Genomic DNA, 15,519 nt, shown 5'->3' on the forward strand with positions numbered 1-15,519 from the left:
CCCGTTCCTGTTCAGGACCGCACACCTCGCCCGATCTGGTCGTTGACCCTCTCACCATAGTGAACGCATGATTTGTTAACGAACAGAGTGTTCAGTATCAAGGGGGTAAGCCATGGGGCTGGGGAAGCTGCTGCACAACCACGCCGAGCACGCCGACGCGGGCGGCACCATCGACCATCCGCGCGCCTACGAGCTGTTCGCGACGATCGGTTTCGCCGGGGGCCGCAGGGCCGCGTTCACCCGCGTCGCGGCCCTGGCCAGGCCGAGGGCGGGCGACCGGGTCCTCGACGTCGGCTGCGGCACCGGCTACCTGAGCCGGGTCATCTCCCCGGTCGTCACCCCTGCTGGACAGGTCACCGGCATCGACCTCGCACCCGAGATGATCGACTACGCCCGCGGCCGCGCGCCGGGCAACTGCGCCTACGTGGTGGGAGCCGCTCAGGACCTGCCGTTCCCCGACGGCTCCTTCGACACGGTGGTCTCCAGCCTGGCCGTCCACCACATCCCGGCCGACGACCGCCCCGCGGCGCTGCGCCAGATGTTCCGCGTGCTGAGGCCGGGAGGACGGCTGGTCATCGCCGAGTTCCGGCCGCCCGCCAACCACCTCGCCAGGCGGGTCGTGGGCATGCTGTCCGGGCCCGCCATGCGGCACGATCCCCGCGACCTGCTCGGCAGGCTCGTTCCCGACGCGGGCTTCGACGTGGAGTCGGAAGGCGCGCTGCCGTCCCTGCTGTACTACGTGCGCGCCCACCGGCCGGCGAGTTCCGTGTAGGGCTCGTCCCCGGGACTCCTCCTGGTCAGCCGGTCGGGGGCCGGAAGATCGGGGAGAAGGTCAGGCCGCCGTCCTTCGACTCCAGGACGGTGTTGTCCTCGGTGGCGGCCAGCAGCCGCCGCGCGTCGACGGCCGTGAACGCGCTGACGGCGCCCGGCAGCGCGCCGCCGGCCGTCCATGTCCTGCCGCCGTCACGGCTGGTGTGGACGCGGCCGTCGGTGCCCGGCCCGACGAGGGTGTTCTCGGCGGAGGCGGCGACGTGGCTGAGCAGCGGCGCGTTCGACACCTTCGCGAAGGCCGCGCCGTCGTTCTCGCTGACCTTCAGCCCCTCGGGCGTGGTCGCGTAGACCTTGCCGCGGTCCACGGCGAGGTCGATCAGGGGTTCCTCGGCTCCGGGCGTCCAGCTCTGGCCGCCGTCGGCGCTGCGGCGCAGCTGCCCGGACTGGGAGTCGAAGCCGTACAGGGTGTCGCCGGACTGCTCCAGCGCGTGGAAGTCCGCGGTGCCCTCCTCCGAGACCGTCACCCAGGTCCGGCCGCCGTCGGTGGTGCGGATGAGACCGAGGTGCGGCGAGGCGGCGGCCGCCTCCTCACCCGGGTGGCCGCTGGCCAGGAACGTCTTCGGTCCCACGACCGTGAACCCCATGTGGTCCTGGACGTGGCCGGCGACCCGCTCGACACTCCGGCCGTCCTTGACGCGGAACAGCCCGTAGTGGCCGGCGACGTAGACGGCGCCGTCGGCCGGATCGACGCCCAGGCCGTGGATGTGGCCGACACCCGGGTCCCGGCCCGGTGCCTGGCTGCCGGTGCCGCAGGCGGCGGTGGCCGCGACCAGCGCCGCGGCGACCGCCGCGGCGCGGATCCGGAGACGCGTTCCATGCATATGACGACCTCGCTGATGTCCCAGACGTACGGCCGCAGCCTACTACGCGTCATCGTAGGTCTAGCAGCCGAGAAGGATTTCGTGGCAGTGATGCGTGAGGAAGTCGCCGAACCCGGGAGCGAGAGCGACCGCCGCGGGCCCGGTGAGCAGCAGCGCCACCGCGAGCAGGCCGCCCAGCCGTTCCCTGGGCGTGAGCGGCGCCTGGTGGGTGAGCATGCGGCGCACGCGCGTCACCGCGGTGTCGCCTCCCGCGCCCAGCGCGAAGTCGGGCGCGCGCCCGGTGGCCAGCTGCACCAGCGCGGTGGCGATGAGAATGCGCGGATGGCGGCGGGCGGCCACGTCGTCGGCGAGCAGTTCCAGCAGCCTGGCCACCTCGCTCCTGGTGCGCTCGAACAAGGGAATGCGCGGGAAGGACCTGGCCAGCGCCTCCGCCCCCGCGAGCAGCAGGTGATGACGCCCGTGCAGGTGCGCCCGCTCGTGTGCCAGCACGGCCTCGGCCTGCCCCGGCGTGAGCGCCCGCAGGGCGGCCGTGGTGATGACGGCCTCGCCCGGCCTGCCGGGAAGGCAGTAGGCGAGCCGCTCGTCGTAGTCCAGCACGATGGCGCCGCGCCAGCGGTCGCGCTCGCCGAGCAGGCGCAGCATCGCCGCGTGGTGCTGCCGCTCGGTCCGTACGCGGACCTGGACGGCGGTGGCGCAGCAGGTGATCCGTACGGCGAGGGCGCCAGCGACGAGGAGCGCGATGCCGGTGGTCGTCGACGTCAGGCCCGGCTGCTGCCCGAACAGGGCGACGCAGAGGTCGAAGACCGCGGCGAAACTCTGGCCCACCATGGAGGCGGGGACCGCCAGCGCGAACGCGGCCAGCAGGACGGAGGCGACCACGGACGTGGTGGCGGCCAGCCACAGCGCGATCGCCAGACTGGGGGCGCGGTCGGCCCAGCGCGCGCGCCCCACCACCCGCGGCAGCAGGATGGCGGCGATGATCGCGTACACCGCCAGGACGGCCGTTGTCATTGCCGGTCCCTCGGCTGGAAGATCTGCAGCGCCGCCTCGAAGGCGTCGGCCTCCTCCGGCGTCAGCCGCTGCAGGAAGTACACCAGCGTGGCCGCCTGGTTGCCGCTCCGCGCCAGCGACTCACGCATGCGGTCGGCGGTGTAGGCCTCCTTGGAGGAGGTCGCCGCATAGATGTAGGCCTTGCCGACGGGCTCCCGCGAGAGGAGCCCTTTGGTATGGAGTTTGTCCATCACGGTCATGACCGTCGTGTAGGCGATCTCCCGCTCCTGGCGCAGGTCCTCCAGCACCTGTCTGACCGACGCGGGCTTGCGGTAGGACCACATGCGCTCCATGATCGTGGACTCCAGGTCGCCCAGGCCGCGCATCATGCGTACCCCCTCCCACCTGCGGGTTTCCTCCGATTATGCCCGGTTGTCGCGGGGTGGCCCGGGGCAGGGTGGGCGGTGAGGCGGGTCCCCGGCGGCGACGGCGCGCTCGTGCCGTACCGGGTCCTGGAAACAGCCGGAAAGGCCGTTGCCCGGCCAGGCGGGACGGCCGTCGCCAAGGTAAAGAATTTCCTCGCGAACGCCTGTCGCGCAGGCGATCCCGTGAGGCGTTCGCGGCCCGGCCTTGCATCGCTCTATACGGTTCGCTTACGTTGGGGCGACGCCAGGCGGCAGGTTGCCGCCTGCATACCGATGAATTCGTGACCACCGGTCGGAGCCTCAGGCCCGACGTGGCGCGGCCGCCGAGTCCGCACTCTCGCGGAGCCGGGAACCCACATCTCTCCAGGGTGGCGCGTGCACCGACACAGCGCCGTAGGGCACTTCCATGCCCGAACCCGTCCCGGTGGGCGGCATGAAACAAGGAGTCAAACCCCAGTATGTCGAGGCCTGCCCTCTCTCACTTCCGTATGCCCGCGAACCTGTCCCGCATCGGTCTGGGCCTGACAGTCGCGGCAAGCGCGATCGCGGGCGCCGGTCCCGCCCTCGCCGGCCACACGAACGACGTGCGCCCCCAGGTCTCCCGTCCCGTCGCCGTCCCGGCGCCGGCGGCCGAGAAGCGGAACCCGGCGACGGCCACGGCGGTGCTGAAGGTGGCCGAGTCACAGCTCGGCGTGAAGGAGAACGCCTCCGGCGGCGGCACCCCCTTCCACCGCTGGTACATGTCGTCCCGGCGGGCGAGCGAGACCCTGAAGCGCGACGGGGGCAGCCTGCGCGCCTACACCAACGCGCCGTGGTGCGCCATGTTCGTGGCCTGGGTCGGCGAGAAGGCCGGCGCCAGGCCCACGGTCGGCTGGGACGCCTACACCGTCACCTGGGCCCAGTGGTTCAAGAACAACCGGCGTTGGGGAAGCGCCGCCAAGCCGGGCGCCGTCGTGTACTTCTCGTGGAGCGGCAGCAAGAGCGTCAGCGGTATCGACCACATGGGCCTGGTCAAGAAGGACAACGGGGACGGCACCATCACCACGATCGAAGGCAACACCGGCAACGGCAGGGTGGAGCAGCGGATCAGGGCCGCCTCGCAGGTCGTCGGCTACGGCTACCCCGTCTACCAGGCCTGAGAGCCGGCGGATCTACGAGCCCGTATCGTCGGACAGGACATCGCGGGTCGATGGCTCGGTGGCGGCCGCCGGCGGTCCGCGCCGAGCGGGAACAGGGGGATGCCCAGCATCCACGGGGAAGATGCCGGGCATGCTCGAGTCGGGGCTCCCGCGCCTGTCGCACCCGATCGGTCCTTCTCAACTAACTGTCATAGTAGGTTGTCAGGCTGTGCCTTGGCAAGCGGCCCGTCCCATGGCGCTCGTCGCCCCCTTGCGGGCGCGGCACGTCGACGTGCCCTTTCCTGGTGGGCAGAGCTACCGCGACGTGCTCGCCGCGACAGCCGACTTCCTGGACGACCTGCTCGCCCGCCGGGACGGGGGCCGGGTCCTCGTGATCGCGCACTCCGCCAACCGCTGGGCGCTGGAGTGTCTGCTGGGCGGCGCCGACCTGACGGCACTCGTCGAGGCGGCGCCTCGCTGGCAACCCGGGTGGGAGTTCATCCTCCCTTCCGACTGGCGCGGGCGCCCGTCACCTTCGAGCCGAACGAGACCCGCCGGCGGGGGCTGATCGTCATCCGCGTGGGTCGGCAGCCCGCCGCTCAGCGCCGGACCAGGGCGCGCGTGGCCACGTCGCGCATGTGTCACTGTCAGGAGCGACCCCCCGCTGGACGGCAGGGGTCACGAGCGACCCCTGCCGGACGGTTTTCCCGGCCCGTCAGGCCTTCCCGCTCTTCTGCAGCGCTTTGGTGAGCTCTTCCTTGGTCATGGACGAGCGGCCCGGAATCTTGGCCTCCTGAGCCCGGTGGTACAGCTCCTCCTTGCTCATCCCCGTGGATCCTCCTCCGCCGGCCCGGGTCCGCTTGCCCGACTTCCTGCCGTTCCCCACGGGTAGACCGTGTTGGATCTCCTGTGCCTTGCGCTCGCTGAAGGCCCGGCCGAGCTCCTCCAGCCGCCGGCGGGGAACCGCCTTCCTGAGCGCCGGCAGGATCTCGCTCTCCTCCTCCTGGACGTGGTGGTTGACCGCCTGGACGAGCTGGTCCAGGAGCGTGTCGAACTTCGGCGTGTCCGGGTCGACGTCCAGGAGGCTGAGCAGCATCCGCTCGGCCTCGTGGTGTTCCTCCGCGCCTTCGCGCACCTGGTCCTTCTCGCTGGGAACGGTCTTGGCGATCTCCGGGTAGATCAGTTCCTCCTCGCCCCTGGAGTGGGCGACGAACTTGGCGGCCAGTTCGGCCAGCAGCGCGGGGCGGTCCTCGGTGTCCTTCTTGAGCCGGTCGAAAAGCCGCTCCACGTCGCGGTGGTCCGCGGTGATCATGCTGATGGCGTCCGATGTCATGGCTACTCCCTTCCTGGCGCTCCCCGGTACCCGAACGCGAGGGCCGTACGCCAAGTTGGAGGACAACGGAACAGCTGTTGGTGTTACCTGGACGCGGGCCCGCCGCTCGTCACCGCCGTCTCCAGCCGAGGGGACGCTCGCGGGAAGGGGACCGAACGACGCGGGACGAGCGGTGTCGCGGCCGGTCGGGCGGTCATGACAGCCGGCAGGTCACCTCCTGCGACCACGTGTTGGGCGGCTGCTCGGCGACCGCGTCGCGGCCCTGGTACTTCCACTGGCACACCGTGGTCGCGCTGATGCGCGCCCCGGCGCCGCCGAAGCACCACAGGTTGTCCCAGGTGCCGCCGGCCATGCTCTGGCCCTGCGCCGCGCAGTACGCGCTGGCGTCGTTGAAGGTGATCGAGCCTTGGGCGGGCGCGGGCGGGTCGCTGTGCGGCGGCGGGGGCGGGTCGTCGTCGCGCGGCGGCGTGGTCCCGATCGGCGCGGTCACGGGCTTGCGGGTCGGCTTCGTGGTGCGTGTGGTGGTGGGCGTGTCGGAGGTCGTGGTGGTCTTGCGGGTCTGCCGGGGCGCCTCCTGCGGGGCGGCGCTCGCACGGGGCACCGCCTTGGCCGCCTGCGACCGCTTGGTCGCCTTCGGAGTGGGCGTGTCATCCAGGGTCGGCGTCTCGGGCGCGCTGGGAGAAGGCTCGACGGGCACCACGGAAGACGACGGCAGCGCCACGGCCGGTACGGTCGCCGCCTGGCTCGCCTGCCCGGCGTGGTTGCCGGAGGCGCTGGGCGCCAGGGCGAAGTAGGCGGCGGCCGCGGCGACGAGCACGCCCGCGCCCGCCGTACCGAGGACCAGGCCGCGCCGCGCCTTCCGAGCGGGTACGGCAGGACCGCCCGCGACGGCGGTACCGGGAGCGGTCGGGGCGCCGGAGCCGACGCCGGGCACGTCGGGAACGGCGAAGCCGCCCGAGCGGGCGCCGCGGGCGGCATGCCAGGCGGGGGCGGGCAGCGCGCGCAGGCGTTCGATCACCTGGACGATGGTGGGCCGCCGGGCCGGGTCCTTGTCCAGGCACTCGCGCAGCAGTTCCCGCAGCGCGCCCTCCAGCCCGCCGAGGTCCGGCTCGCCCTGCAGGATGCCGTGCAGGATCCCGGGGATCGAGTCGCCGGCGAAGGCACGCTCCCCGGTGGCCGCGTAGACCATGGTCGCGCCCCAGGCGAACACGTCGGCCGCGGGCCCGACGTCGCCGCCGGCGATCTGCTCGGGCGCCATGTAGGCGGGGCTGCCGATGGGCCGGCTGCTGATGACCGACTGGCTGAGGTCCAGCGCCCGCGCGATGCCGAAGTCGATGACGACCGGCCCGTCGGGCCCGAGCAGCACGTTGCCGGGCTTGAAGTCGCGGTGCACCACCCCGGCCTCGTGGATGGCCGCCAGGGCGGTCGCCGTGTTGACCGCCAGCCGCTGCAGGGCGGCCGCTCCGCGCGGCCCGTTGTCCCGCACGGCGTTCTGCAGCGACGGCCCGTCGACGTACTCGCTGACGATGTACGGCCGGTCGCCGACGAACCCGAGGTCGAGCACCTGGGCCGTGCAGAAGGGCGCGACCCGCTTGGCCGTCTCCACCTCGCGCAGGAAGAGCTGTCGCTCCCGCGGGTCGGCCATCAGGTGCGGATGCAGGAGCTTGATCGCCGCGAGCCCGCCGTCGCCGTCCCGCCCCATGTAGACGGTGCCCTGCCCGCCCAGCCCGAGCCGCCCTTCCAGGCGGTAGGGCCCGACCACTCGTGGGTCCTCAGCTAAGAGGGCCACCGCTTCGGTCACGAAGTCTCCAGCCAGTGAAGTGGGGCAAGATCGTATCAGAGCGGCGGTGCGGGAGTTAAGGGATGAGTCAGAGCGTTCCGGCCCGCCGCCGACGCGCCCGCGATCAGGCCTGGACCAGGGTGATCACGCCGGCCGCGATGAGAGCGGCCGCCCACATACGGTCCACGTTGAACCAGGCGCGGCGCAGGATGGTCAACCCGGCGACCTCGTAGACGATCACGGCCACCACGCCCGCGACCACGAACATGGCCAGCGTGTGGGCCAGCGCGATGGCCATGCTGCCGCCCATGGCGTGCCCGGCGTGCCCCGCGTGGGCGGCGTTCACCCCGGCGAACAGCGGGATGAGCATCAGCCCGGCGCCGTGCGCCGACGACATGAGAAAGGACCAGGCGGCCAGCTGCGGCAGCGACAGCCGCATGCCCACCCAGCGGAAGTGCCGCCTGGACAGCAGCCGCCACAGCCCGAACCCGACCAGCACCGTCCCGCCCACCAGCGCCACCACCCGGCCCGTGGTGAGCGAGCCGGTCACCACGATGACGGCGGCGACCAGCCCGACGGCGGCCAGGTGCCCGGCGGCGATCGCCGGAAGCGAGGCGAGCAGCTTGGCCCTGCTGCGTTCCTGCAGCCCGCGGGCCACGGCGAACAGCCAGCCCATGGCCGGATTCAGCCCGTGCAGGGCCCCGAGCAGCAGGGCGGCCGCGAGCGTCACGGGTAGCAGTAGGAGTCCGAGGAGGCGTCCCCGCCCTGCAGCCTGACCTGGTGCGGGCGCAGGCCGCGGAAGTCGTCGCCGTGCGGGAAGAAGCTCTTGTCGAACGTGAACGACTCGGCGTCGATCTTGGCCATCCAGGCGCCGACGCCCTCGGGGTAGAACTGGTCGTCCCAGGCGCCGTAGAGGGAGTTGGTCACGTAGACGCGCCGGGCGTCCCTGCTGACCTCCACCATCTGGGGGCCGCCACGCAGGCGTTCGTCCAGGGCGGGGTGCGGGTCGCCGCGCACGATCCCGCCGATCCGCAGCGAGCCGGTCTCCACCGGGTGCAACGGGTCGCTGACGTCGTACTGCTTGAGCTCGCCCGTGCCCCAGCAGGAGACGTACAGCCGCTGGTCGTCCACGGCCAGGTCGATGTCGGTGACCAGCGGCGGCACCGCCCCGAACGGCTTGAGCAGGTCCGGCAGGTCCGCCGGGTCGGCCGGCTCGGCGGGGATGTCGATCACCTTGCGCACCTGCCAGCGGCCCTCCTCCTGGAACCACGTCCACACCGAGGCCGACAGGTCCTCGACGCTGACGACCACGCCGACGAAGCCGTAGGTCCGTCGCGGGTCGTGGGCCGGGCGCAGTTCGAGGGTCATCTGGTACTGGTCGCCGAGGTCGACCGCCTGGAGGTGGCGGCGCTTGCGCAGGTCCCAGAAGTGCACGTGGTGACCGTACTTCCGGCCGAGCAGCAGCTCGCCGACGACGCCGTTCTCGATCATGGAGGGGGTGCCCCACTCCGAGCTGATCAGTACGTCGTGGTTGATGTGCCACCAGAAGTCGTAGGCGAGGTGCTGCGGGCCCCTGTCGGCCTCCCAGCGGCCGCGTACCTCGAACGTCTGGTGGTCGAGGACGGCGATGCCGCCGGGGCCCTCCTCGCCGTTCGCCCCGCCGAGCGCGGAGACGTAGAGGCCCTCGGGCCCGCAGTGCACGGTGTGCGGCCGGGAGTACCCGGCCCCCGCGGCCAGTTCCTCCGGCTCGATCACCTTGACCACCTCGGGGCTGACGCGGTCCTTGGTGTCCAGGATGTAGATGCGTGAGGAGCGCAGGCCGGGCACGACGAGGTAGCGGCGCTCGACGTGCGGGTGCGGCGCGTTGGGGCACAGCGCGCTGCTGCAGGCGTTCCACCCGAAGTGATGCAGCTCGTCGCCCGTGTACGGCAGGTCCGTCCAGCCGGCCACGCCGCCGTACCCCGGGGAGTCGGGGTCGACGTCGATGACGGCCATCGCGTCGGGTCTGGCCGCCTGACGGTCGAAGGCGGCGACGTAGGCGTACCGCTCGGCCGGCGCGGCCGCGGCGTCGCGCGGCGACGGATAGAAGGTCGGGTCCGGCGTCCAGAGTGTCACCTTCTCATCCTCTCCGTCGCTTTTCTTGGCCGGTCAAGAGGCCGGAGCAACTGGTGGCCGAATGTTGACCCCCCGTGGACGGACGCCGGCGTTGTGCGCCGGCCGTACGTGGAGAGGCGGGGAGCAGGACCGGCCCCGCCTCTCCGTGGTCACGCGCTCAGCCGCGCACCACCCGGTAGGTCACGTGGGTGACCAGGCCGGTGCCCGAGACGTGGACGGGTTCGAGGTCGACGCTCCCGGCGCCCTCGAGCAGGCGCTCGCCGGCGCCGAGGATCACCGGCGCGATGTGCAGGCGCAGCTCGTCGATCAGGCCCGCCGCGAGGTACTGGTTGACCGTGTGGGCGCCACCCGCGATCGCGACGTCGGCGTCGCCCGCGGCCGCGCGCGCCATGGCCAGCGCCGGCTCGATCCCGTCGGTCACGAAGGTGAAGGTCGTGCCACCCTTCATCTCCAGGGGCTCGCGCGGGTGGTTGGTGAGGACGAACACCGGGCCGTGGTACGGCGGCTCGTCACCCCACCAGCCCTTCCAGTCCAGGTCCCAGTCCCCCCGGCCGGGCCCGAACATGTTGCGGCCCATGATGTAGGCGCCCGCCGCCGTGATGGCCTCGATGACCTCGGCGTGCGCCTCGGGCTCCTCGAACATCCACCGGTGCAGGCGCTCCTCGACCCCTTCGCCGAACGGGTTGTCCAGGCTCTGGTTCGGGCCCGCGACGTAACCGTCCACGGACATCGCCATGTCAGAGGTGACCTTGCCCATCTGTGCAACTCCTGTCGTCGGGTGTCTCTCACGCACTCGTCGGAGCCGCCGACGGGTTCTCGACATCCCGCTCGAGGTGATCGCCTGCTGAGCTTCTCGGCACGCCATGCCCACGCCGCGACGGCGGGACGCCTCCACTCCTCCGGGCGCCGCCCGTGGAACAGTGGAGACATGAACGCGGATGACAGGAACGTGCTGTCCCGGGCACGCGTGGCGACCAGGCTTCCGGCCCAGGACCTGGACCGGGCGCGGCGGTTCTATTCCGAGCGGCTCGGTCTGGAGCCCGTCGACGAACGGCCCGGGGGGCTGCTCTACCGGTGTGAAGGCGCGGAGTTCGTCGTGTTCCAGTCGACGGGATCCTCGCCGGGCACCTTCACCCAGATGGCCTGGGAGGTCGACGACATCGAGGCAGCGGTCTCGGAACTCAGACGGCGCGGCGTGGTGTTCGAAGAGGTCGACGTCCCCGGGTTCCGGACAAGGGACGGGATCGCGGAGATCGACGGGAACTATCCGAGCAAGGGCGCGCGCGGCGAACGCGGAGCCTGGTTCCGTGACAGCGAGGGGAACCTGCTGGGCGTCGGCGAACCGGTGCGCTGAACAGCCCGGTCCCGCCGACCGGATTACCGGCCAGGCGGGCGCAGGCGGGCGAGCGTGGCGGTCCCCGCGCCGGCCATGGCCGCGAGCGCGGCCACCAGCAGGACGCCGGAGGCCACCGTCAGGTCGGCCGGGGCCAGCCCGGCGGCCGCCTGCAGCACGGAGACCAGCACCACCCCGCCGTAGCCCGCGGCCACCACCGCCACCAGACGCACCCTGGCCGCCTCGCTCCAGGCGGTCAGGGTGAGCAGCCAGGCCAGCACCTGCAGCACCTGCACCGCGTGAAGCGTCACCGCGTGCGGCACCTTGAGCTGCCCCGCCGCCCCGAAGATCGACAGGTCGGTGGCCTGGGGCGGCAGTCCGATGGCCCGGCCGTTGGCGATGAGCGCCGCCCCCGAGACCAGCGTCAGCGACAGCACCGCCAGTCCGGCCCGCACCGCCAGCCGCATGCTCGGCGGCCCGTCGAAGCGCCGCCAGGCCACCACGATGATCACGATGATCGACGGGATCAGGCCCACGATCGCGAAGGCGGCCAGCGCGGCCGAGACGGTCGCGTCGAAGGGGGTGGTGAAGTTGAGGTGCGAGGGCACGCCGCGCCAGCGCTGGAGATCGATGAGCGCGGTCTCGACGAGGCTGGCCACGGCGAGCGTGCCGACGAGCAGCCGGCTCGCCCTGGGGCTCAGCCCCGACCGTCCGGCGATCCAGACCAGGCTGATCAGCGTCACCCCGAAGGAGAAGCCGAACAGGATGGGCTTGCGCCACGACACCGGGCCGCCCCATCCGCCGCCGTCGACGGCGTACACCAGCAGGTGGAAGGCGCTGCTGGCCAGCAGGAGCGCGGCCACGCGGTAGCCGAAGCGCTGAGGGTTGGACATGGATCCAGCCTGGCCGCGACCGCCCCCCGGGGCATCCGCCCAGCAGAGGCGGCCGGGGTACGCCCGTCGTGGTAGACGGCTCACGAGGAGATGTCCACGACGCGGCGTACACACGCGGCGTCGTCCAGGTGGTGCAGCAGGAAGTGGGCCAGGTCGGCCCTGGACACGCTCCTGGCCGCGGTCAGCCCGCCGTCGGTCGAGAAGCGGTAGGCGCCGGTGGCGGGCCCGTCGGTCAGCATCGGCGGCCGGACGATCGTCCAGTCGGCGGCGCTGTCCTTCACCAGACGCTCCATCTCGGCCATGTCCGCGTAGGCGTACCGGTACAGCCGCTGGATGACGTGCTTGACGACCAGCCGTTGCGGCAGCGGCAGGTCCGGCGGGATGTCCAGCCCGGCCGACGACAGGCACAGCAGGCGGCGCACGCCGTACTCGCCCATCGCCTCCAGGATGTTGGCGGTGCCTTCGGAGTAGACCGTGGTCGGGCGGCGGCGGTCCCTGGTGCCGAGGCAGGACACGACGGCCTCCTGCCCGTCCAGGCTCGCCCGCCAGGTCTCCGGCCGGAGGACGTCGGCGGCCACCACGGTGTCGTGCCGTACCGAGGCCGGGTCGCGGGCGACGACCGTGACCTCGTGCCCGGCCTCGGTGGCCTGCCGCAGAACCTGCGCGCCGGTGCCGCCGCTCGCCCCGAACAGCAGGATCCTCATGCCAGGCTCGCGACGAACGCGGCGGCCAGCGCCCGCTGGCCTGCCGGCGACAGGTGCAGTCCGTCGTCCTCGTGGTCCGGCTCGGCCAGGCTCACCACCTGCTCGGGCATGGCGGCCAGCACCTCGCCGATCGCCCGTAGGTCCTCGTTGGCCCAGCTCAGACGTGCCCGCTGGAACGGCTGGTAGGCGGTGACGCGAGCCTCGTCCACCGACGTGGGCGCCAGCCAGAGCCATGTGGCGGCCGGGGCCGCCTGGCGGAGCAGGCGCAGGTTGCGTTCGGTCTCCGGGAGGCTGACCTGGGTGTCCTTGGTGCCGCCGACGCGCATGGCGTCGTTGCCGCCCAGCATGCACAGCACCCAGTCGGGCCGCTGTGCGGCCAGCGCGGGCAGGGTGCCCAGCGCCTGCGTGGTGCTCTGGCCGGAGACGGCCAGGTTGACCAGCGTGCTGCCGTGGCCGGGGCGGCGCAGGTCGAGCAGGTGACGCAGGATCTCGAACCAGGACAGCAGGTCGGCGGTGGTGCTCTCGCCGACGGCCACCACCCGCTGGCCGGCGGCGAAGGGCAGCCGGTCGACGGCGGCGGCGAAGTCGTCGTCGGCGAGCAGGTCTTCGGCGAGCCGCCGGGCGTGCGCGGCGTGCTCACGGCGGATCGCGCCGAAGCGCTCGGCCGGCAGCCCGAACAGCGGGCCGAGGCGGTCCTCGTCGAGCGGGCCGAGGTAGCCGAGCACCTTCTCGGGGTGCTGGAAGCGGATGAGCCGTTCGGGCGTGGGGAAGGTCATGTCACGAATCCGTTCTCTTAGATGAATCGTTTATAGCACAGAACTATTTTCGTGACGCGCTATCGTGTTCGTCATGCCGACCGCTGACGACAGGCCGCCGTCCGGCGCGGCGTTCCTCCTGGCCCAGGTGGGCGCGCACGCCGCCAGGCGGTTCGCCGAGCGCGTGGCCGAGCTGGGCGTGGTCCCGGCCGACATCGGCCTGCTCCGCATGATCATCACGGCGCCGGGCCGCAGCCAGCAGTCCCTGGCCGAGGAGCTGGGCGTCGTGCCCAGCAGGGTGGTCACGCTGCTGGACGCCCTGGAGGGCAAGGGGCTGGTCGAACGGCGGCGCAACCCCGCCGACCGGCGCAACTACGCCCTGCACCTGACCGGTGAGGGGCTGCGGCTGATGGGGGCCGTCCGCGAGCTGGGCGCCGCGCACCAGGACGACCTGCTGGCGGCCCTCGACCACGACCAGCGCGCCGCGCTGACCGCCATGCTCGAGGCCGTCGCGGCCCAGCAGGGGCTCACCCCCGGCGTCCATCCCGGATACCGGGGCCTGTAGCGCGACCAGGGAACGAAGGAACGGCCGGCCGTGGCGTCCCGCCACGGCGCGGCCGTCCCGAGGGTCAGTTGACCCGCGTGACGCGGCCCAGCGCGGGCGGCTGGAGCGGGCTGACGGCCCGGATGTAGGACTCGAAGGCCTCGATGTCGCGGACCTTCTCGACCCGTTCGGTGCCCTCGGTCAGCACCGTGAACCCGTCGCCGCCGGAGGCGATGAAGGAGTTGGCGGTCAGCCGATACCTGCCCGCCGGGTCGATGACGGTGCCGTTGAGCCTGATCGAGGCCGGGTCGATCCTGTCGCAGGCGGGCTTGGCGTTGTCGTAGGTGTAGGTGAGGCCCTGGGAGACGCCCAGCACGCGCTGGGTGCCCTGGCCGCACCACTGCTGTTCGAGCAGCCGCTCCACCTGGGCGCCGGTCAGCGTCATGGTGACCAGCATGTTGCTGAACGGCTGCACGCGCAGTGCCTCGCCGTGGGTGACGAGGTTGGGCATGTCGTTGCCGATCGGCGAGACCCACAGGTCGCCGGCGATGCCGCCGCCGTACGGGGGCTGGACGGCGATCTGGGCGCCGCCGGTGTCGGGGGAGGAGGTGGCGTGCAGGCGGGCGTCGGCCAGGGCGTGGCCGAGGGTGGACTCGCCGGCGGCGTTCCTGACCGCGGTCAGGTCGCGGTGGAGCATGCCGACGGGGCGGTCCAGCAGGCGGTGGGCATGCTCGTCGCTCTTGCGGCGCAGTTCGGCGATGCGCTGGTCGGGCTTGATGTCGTGGGTGACGGTGATGTTGTCGGCCTTGGCGGCGGTGGGGTCGCCGGTGGCGCGGTCGACGGTGAGGACGATGCGGGTGACCTCGCGGCTGTGGCCGGAGGTCTGGGTGACGGGGATCCCGTTGACCACGCAGTTGTAGGCGTTGTGGGTGTGTCCGGAGATCACCGCGTCGACCTCGGGGTCGAACCTCTGCACGATGTCCTTGATCGGCCCGACCAGGTTGTTGCACTGGTTGGGCAGGCCGCCGCCGGTCTGCCCGCCGCCCTGATGGATCACGACGACGATGGTGCGCACGCCCTTGGCCTTGAGCTCGGCCGTGTAGGCGTTGACGGCGGTGGCCTCGTCGCGGGCCTCGAGCGGCGCGGTGGGGCCCGGGGCCTCCTTGAGCGTGTTGGTGTAGCTGACGCCGATGACGCCGACCTTGACGCCCTTGACCTCCTTGACGACGTAGGGGAGGAAGGCGGGCTTGCCGGTGGTGGTGTCGACGATGTTGGCGCCCAGGTAGGGGAAGGCGGCGCCCTTGAAGCCGGGCAGGGCGCAGCCGTCGATGGGGTGGCAGCCGCCCTCCTCCATCCTGCGCAGCTCAGCCAGTCCTTCGTCGAACTCGTGGTTGCCCACGCTGGAGGCGTCCAGGCGCATCATGGACAGCGCCTCGATGCCGGGTTCGTCGTGCAGCGCGGTGGCGGCCAGCGTGCTGGAGGAGATGTTGTCGCCCGCGGACAGCCGCAGCGTGCCCTGGGGGTTGTCCCGCTGGAGCCGGTCGAGATGGGCGGCGAGGTATTCGGCGCCGCCCGCCTCGACGGGGCCGTCCGGGGTCATGGCGAAGCTCGTGGGCAGGGCGGAGTGGAAGTCGTTGATGCCGAGCAGCTGGATGTCGACCGTGTCGGCGTGGGCGGGCAGCAGGGTGGCGCCGCCCAGCACCAGCGCGGCTAAGAGATTGCGCATGTGCGTCCCTTCAGGGCTTGGTCGGGGCGAGCGTAGACACACATTCAGGGCGAAGTAAAGACTCTCTTGACAAGAGATCGTCGAAGGGAATTATTCACATCATGCGGGTGGATACGCCGAGGCATCGAGGTGAACTCTTGACATTACGACA

Annotated in this window: 17 protein-coding genes; 5 read left to right on the plus strand and 12 right to left on the minus strand. The window is 71.9% G+C overall.

From position 1 onward, the window contains the following. Positions 1–112: 112 nt before the first annotated feature. Positions 113–772 carry a class I SAM-dependent methyltransferase gene (locus ACWDLG_RS12265; protein ID WP_449918910.1) on the plus strand — a complete coding sequence of 220 codons (660 nt, stop codon included), beginning with the start codon at positions 113–115 and terminating at the stop codon, positions 770–772. A 25-nt stretch (positions 773–797) separates the two neighbouring features. Here ACWDLG_RS12265 and ACWDLG_RS12270 read toward each other — a convergent pair whose 3' ends face one another. The 3 genes from ACWDLG_RS12270 to ACWDLG_RS12280 are packed head-to-tail and all read right to left on the minus strand — an operon-like array spanning position 798 to position 3,031. Further along, a complete protein-coding gene (locus ACWDLG_RS12270) occupies positions 798–1,652 on the minus strand; it encodes a F510_1955 family glycosylhydrolase (protein WP_449918912.1) in 855 nt (284 codons plus the stop codon). Positions 1,653–1,712: 60 nt separating this feature from the next. Then, complete coding sequence (locus tag ACWDLG_RS12275) at positions 1,713–2,663, minus strand: M56 family metallopeptidase (RefSeq protein ID WP_449918914.1); 951 nt, start codon at positions 2,661–2,663, stop codon at positions 1,713–1,715. Then, positions 2,660–3,031, minus strand: coding sequence for a BlaI/MecI/CopY family transcriptional regulator (locus tag ACWDLG_RS12280; RefSeq protein ID WP_449918917.1), 372 nt, complete (start codon positions 3,029–3,031; stop codon positions 2,660–2,662). The genes ACWDLG_RS12275 and ACWDLG_RS12280 overlap by 4 nt, the downstream gene beginning before the upstream one ends. A 524-nt stretch (positions 3,032–3,555) precedes the next feature. On the opposite strand from ACWDLG_RS12280, the gene ACWDLG_RS12285 reads away from it, so the two are divergent. Together ACWDLG_RS12285 and ACWDLG_RS12290 are read left to right on the plus strand one after the other, a co-directional pair. Further along, positions 3,556–4,206, plus strand: coding sequence for a CHAP domain-containing protein (locus ACWDLG_RS12285; RefSeq protein ID WP_449918918.1), 651 nt, complete (start codon positions 3,556–3,558; stop codon positions 4,204–4,206). A gap of 208 nt (positions 4,207–4,414) precedes the next feature. Further along, positions 4,415–4,753, plus strand: a complete 339-nt coding sequence (locus ACWDLG_RS12290; protein WP_449918921.1) for a histidine phosphatase family protein — start codon at positions 4,415–4,417, stop codon at positions 4,751–4,753. Positions 4,754–4,900: 147 nt separating this feature from the next. Here ACWDLG_RS12290 and ACWDLG_RS12295 read toward each other — a convergent pair whose 3' ends face one another. The 5 genes from ACWDLG_RS12295 to ACWDLG_RS12315 form a co-directional block, all read right to left on the minus strand. Beyond that, a complete protein-coding gene (locus tag ACWDLG_RS12295) occupies positions 4,901–5,518 on the minus strand; it encodes a hemerythrin domain-containing protein (RefSeq protein WP_354908156.1) in 618 nt (205 codons plus the stop codon). 193 nt (positions 5,519–5,711) lie between these two features. Further along, a complete protein-coding gene (locus ACWDLG_RS12300; RefSeq protein WP_449918924.1) occupies positions 5,712–7,319 on the minus strand; it encodes a protein kinase domain-containing protein in 1,608 nt (535 codons plus the stop codon). A gap of 103 nt (positions 7,320–7,422) precedes the next feature. Further along, positions 7,423–8,028, minus strand: a complete 606-nt coding sequence (locus tag ACWDLG_RS12305; RefSeq protein ID WP_449918926.1) for a hypothetical protein — start codon at positions 8,026–8,028, stop codon at positions 7,423–7,425. After that, on the minus strand, positions 8,025–9,413 hold the full coding sequence (locus tag ACWDLG_RS12310; protein WP_449918928.1) for a selenium-binding protein SBP56-related protein: 1,389 nt from the start codon (positions 9,411–9,413) through the stop codon (positions 8,025–8,027). Before ACWDLG_RS12310 ends, ACWDLG_RS12305 begins: the two co-directional genes overlap by 4 nt. 157 nt (positions 9,414–9,570) lie before the next feature. Continuing rightward, positions 9,571–10,170: a dihydrofolate reductase family protein gene (locus ACWDLG_RS12315; RefSeq protein ID WP_354908161.1), complete on the minus strand. Its 600-nt coding sequence runs from the start codon at positions 10,168–10,170 to the stop codon at positions 9,571–9,573. Positions 10,171–10,341: 171 nt separating this feature from the next. On the opposite strand from ACWDLG_RS12315, the gene ACWDLG_RS12320 reads away from it, so the two are divergent. Continuing rightward, positions 10,342–10,767: a VOC family protein gene (locus tag ACWDLG_RS12320; RefSeq protein ID WP_449918931.1), complete on the plus strand. Its 426-nt coding sequence runs from the start codon at positions 10,342–10,344 to the stop codon at positions 10,765–10,767. Between the two features lie 23 nt (positions 10,768–10,790). Here the strand turns inward: ACWDLG_RS12320 and ACWDLG_RS12325 are convergent, their stop codons facing one another. The 3 genes from ACWDLG_RS12325 to ACWDLG_RS12335 form a co-directional block, all read right to left on the minus strand. Continuing rightward, on the minus strand, positions 10,791–11,639 hold the full coding sequence (locus ACWDLG_RS12325; RefSeq protein ID WP_449918933.1) for a hypothetical protein: 849 nt from the start codon (positions 11,637–11,639) through the stop codon (positions 10,791–10,793). An 80-nt stretch (positions 11,640–11,719) separates the two neighbouring features. Continuing rightward, positions 11,720–12,343 carry an NAD(P)-dependent oxidoreductase gene (locus tag ACWDLG_RS12330; RefSeq protein ID WP_449918936.1) on the minus strand — a complete coding sequence of 208 codons (624 nt, stop codon included), beginning with the start codon at positions 12,341–12,343 and terminating at the stop codon, positions 11,720–11,722. Continuing rightward, on the minus strand, positions 12,340–13,119 hold the full coding sequence (locus ACWDLG_RS12335; protein ID WP_449918939.1) for an SGNH/GDSL hydrolase family protein: 780 nt from the start codon (positions 13,117–13,119) through the stop codon (positions 12,340–12,342). Before ACWDLG_RS12335 ends, ACWDLG_RS12330 begins: the two co-directional genes overlap by 4 nt. Positions 13,120–13,192: 73 nt before the next feature. Between ACWDLG_RS12335 and ACWDLG_RS12340 the strand changes: the two genes are divergently transcribed. Next, positions 13,193–13,663 carry a MarR family winged helix-turn-helix transcriptional regulator gene (locus ACWDLG_RS12340; protein ID WP_354908170.1) on the plus strand — a complete coding sequence of 157 codons (471 nt, stop codon included), beginning with the start codon at positions 13,193–13,195 and terminating at the stop codon, positions 13,661–13,663. A 64-nt stretch (positions 13,664–13,727) separates the two neighbouring features. Here ACWDLG_RS12340 and ACWDLG_RS12345 read toward each other — a convergent pair whose 3' ends face one another. After that, positions 13,728–15,368 (minus strand): bifunctional metallophosphatase/5'-nucleotidase, encoded by a 1,641-nt coding sequence (locus ACWDLG_RS12345; RefSeq protein ID WP_449918942.1) that lies wholly within the window; start codon positions 15,366–15,368, stop codon positions 13,728–13,730. Positions 15,369–15,519 lie beyond the last annotated feature (151 nt).

Source organism: Nonomuraea sp. NPDC003727 (genome assembly GCF_053586935.1).

Excerpts from the sequence above, each read along its gene's own strand:
- ACWDLG_RS12265 (WP_449918910.1), top strand. The coding sequence starts at position 113 with ATGGGGCTGGGGAAGCTGCTGCACAACCACGCCGAGCACGCCGACGCG.
- ACWDLG_RS12270 (WP_449918912.1), bottom strand. The coding sequence starts at position 1,652 with ATGCATGGAACGCGTCTCCGGATCCGCGCCGCGGCGGTCGCCGCGGCG.
- ACWDLG_RS12275 (WP_449918914.1), bottom strand. The coding sequence starts at position 2,663 with ATGACAACGGCCGTCCTGGCGGTGTACGCGATCATCGCCGCCATCCTG.
- ACWDLG_RS12280 (WP_449918917.1), bottom strand. The coding sequence starts at position 3,031 with ATGATGCGCGGCCTGGGCGACCTGGAGTCCACGATCATGGAGCGCATG.
- ACWDLG_RS12285 (WP_449918918.1), top strand. The coding sequence starts at position 3,556 with ATGCCCGCGAACCTGTCCCGCATCGGTCTGGGCCTGACAGTCGCGGCA.
- ACWDLG_RS12295 (WP_354908156.1), bottom strand. The coding sequence starts at position 5,518 with ATGACATCGGACGCCATCAGCATGATCACCGCGGACCACCGCGACGTG.
- ACWDLG_RS12315 (WP_354908161.1), bottom strand. The coding sequence starts at position 10,170 with ATGGGCAAGGTCACCTCTGACATGGCGATGTCCGTGGACGGTTACGTC.
- ACWDLG_RS12320 (WP_449918931.1), top strand. The coding sequence starts at position 10,342 with ATGAACGCGGATGACAGGAACGTGCTGTCCCGGGCACGCGTGGCGACC.
- ACWDLG_RS12325 (WP_449918933.1), bottom strand. The coding sequence starts at position 11,639 with ATGTCCAACCCTCAGCGCTTCGGCTACCGCGTGGCCGCGCTCCTGCTG.
- ACWDLG_RS12330 (WP_449918936.1), bottom strand. The coding sequence starts at position 12,343 with ATGAGGATCCTGCTGTTCGGGGCGAGCGGCGGCACCGGCGCGCAGGTT.
- ACWDLG_RS12335 (WP_449918939.1), bottom strand. The coding sequence starts at position 13,119 with ATGACCTTCCCCACGCCCGAACGGCTCATCCGCTTCCAGCACCCCGAG.
- ACWDLG_RS12340 (WP_354908170.1), top strand. The coding sequence starts at position 13,193 with ATGCCGACCGCTGACGACAGGCCGCCGTCCGGCGCGGCGTTCCTCCTG.
- ACWDLG_RS12345 (WP_449918942.1), bottom strand. The coding sequence starts at position 15,368 with ATGCGCAATCTCTTAGCCGCGCTGGTGCTGGGCGGCGCCACCCTGCTG.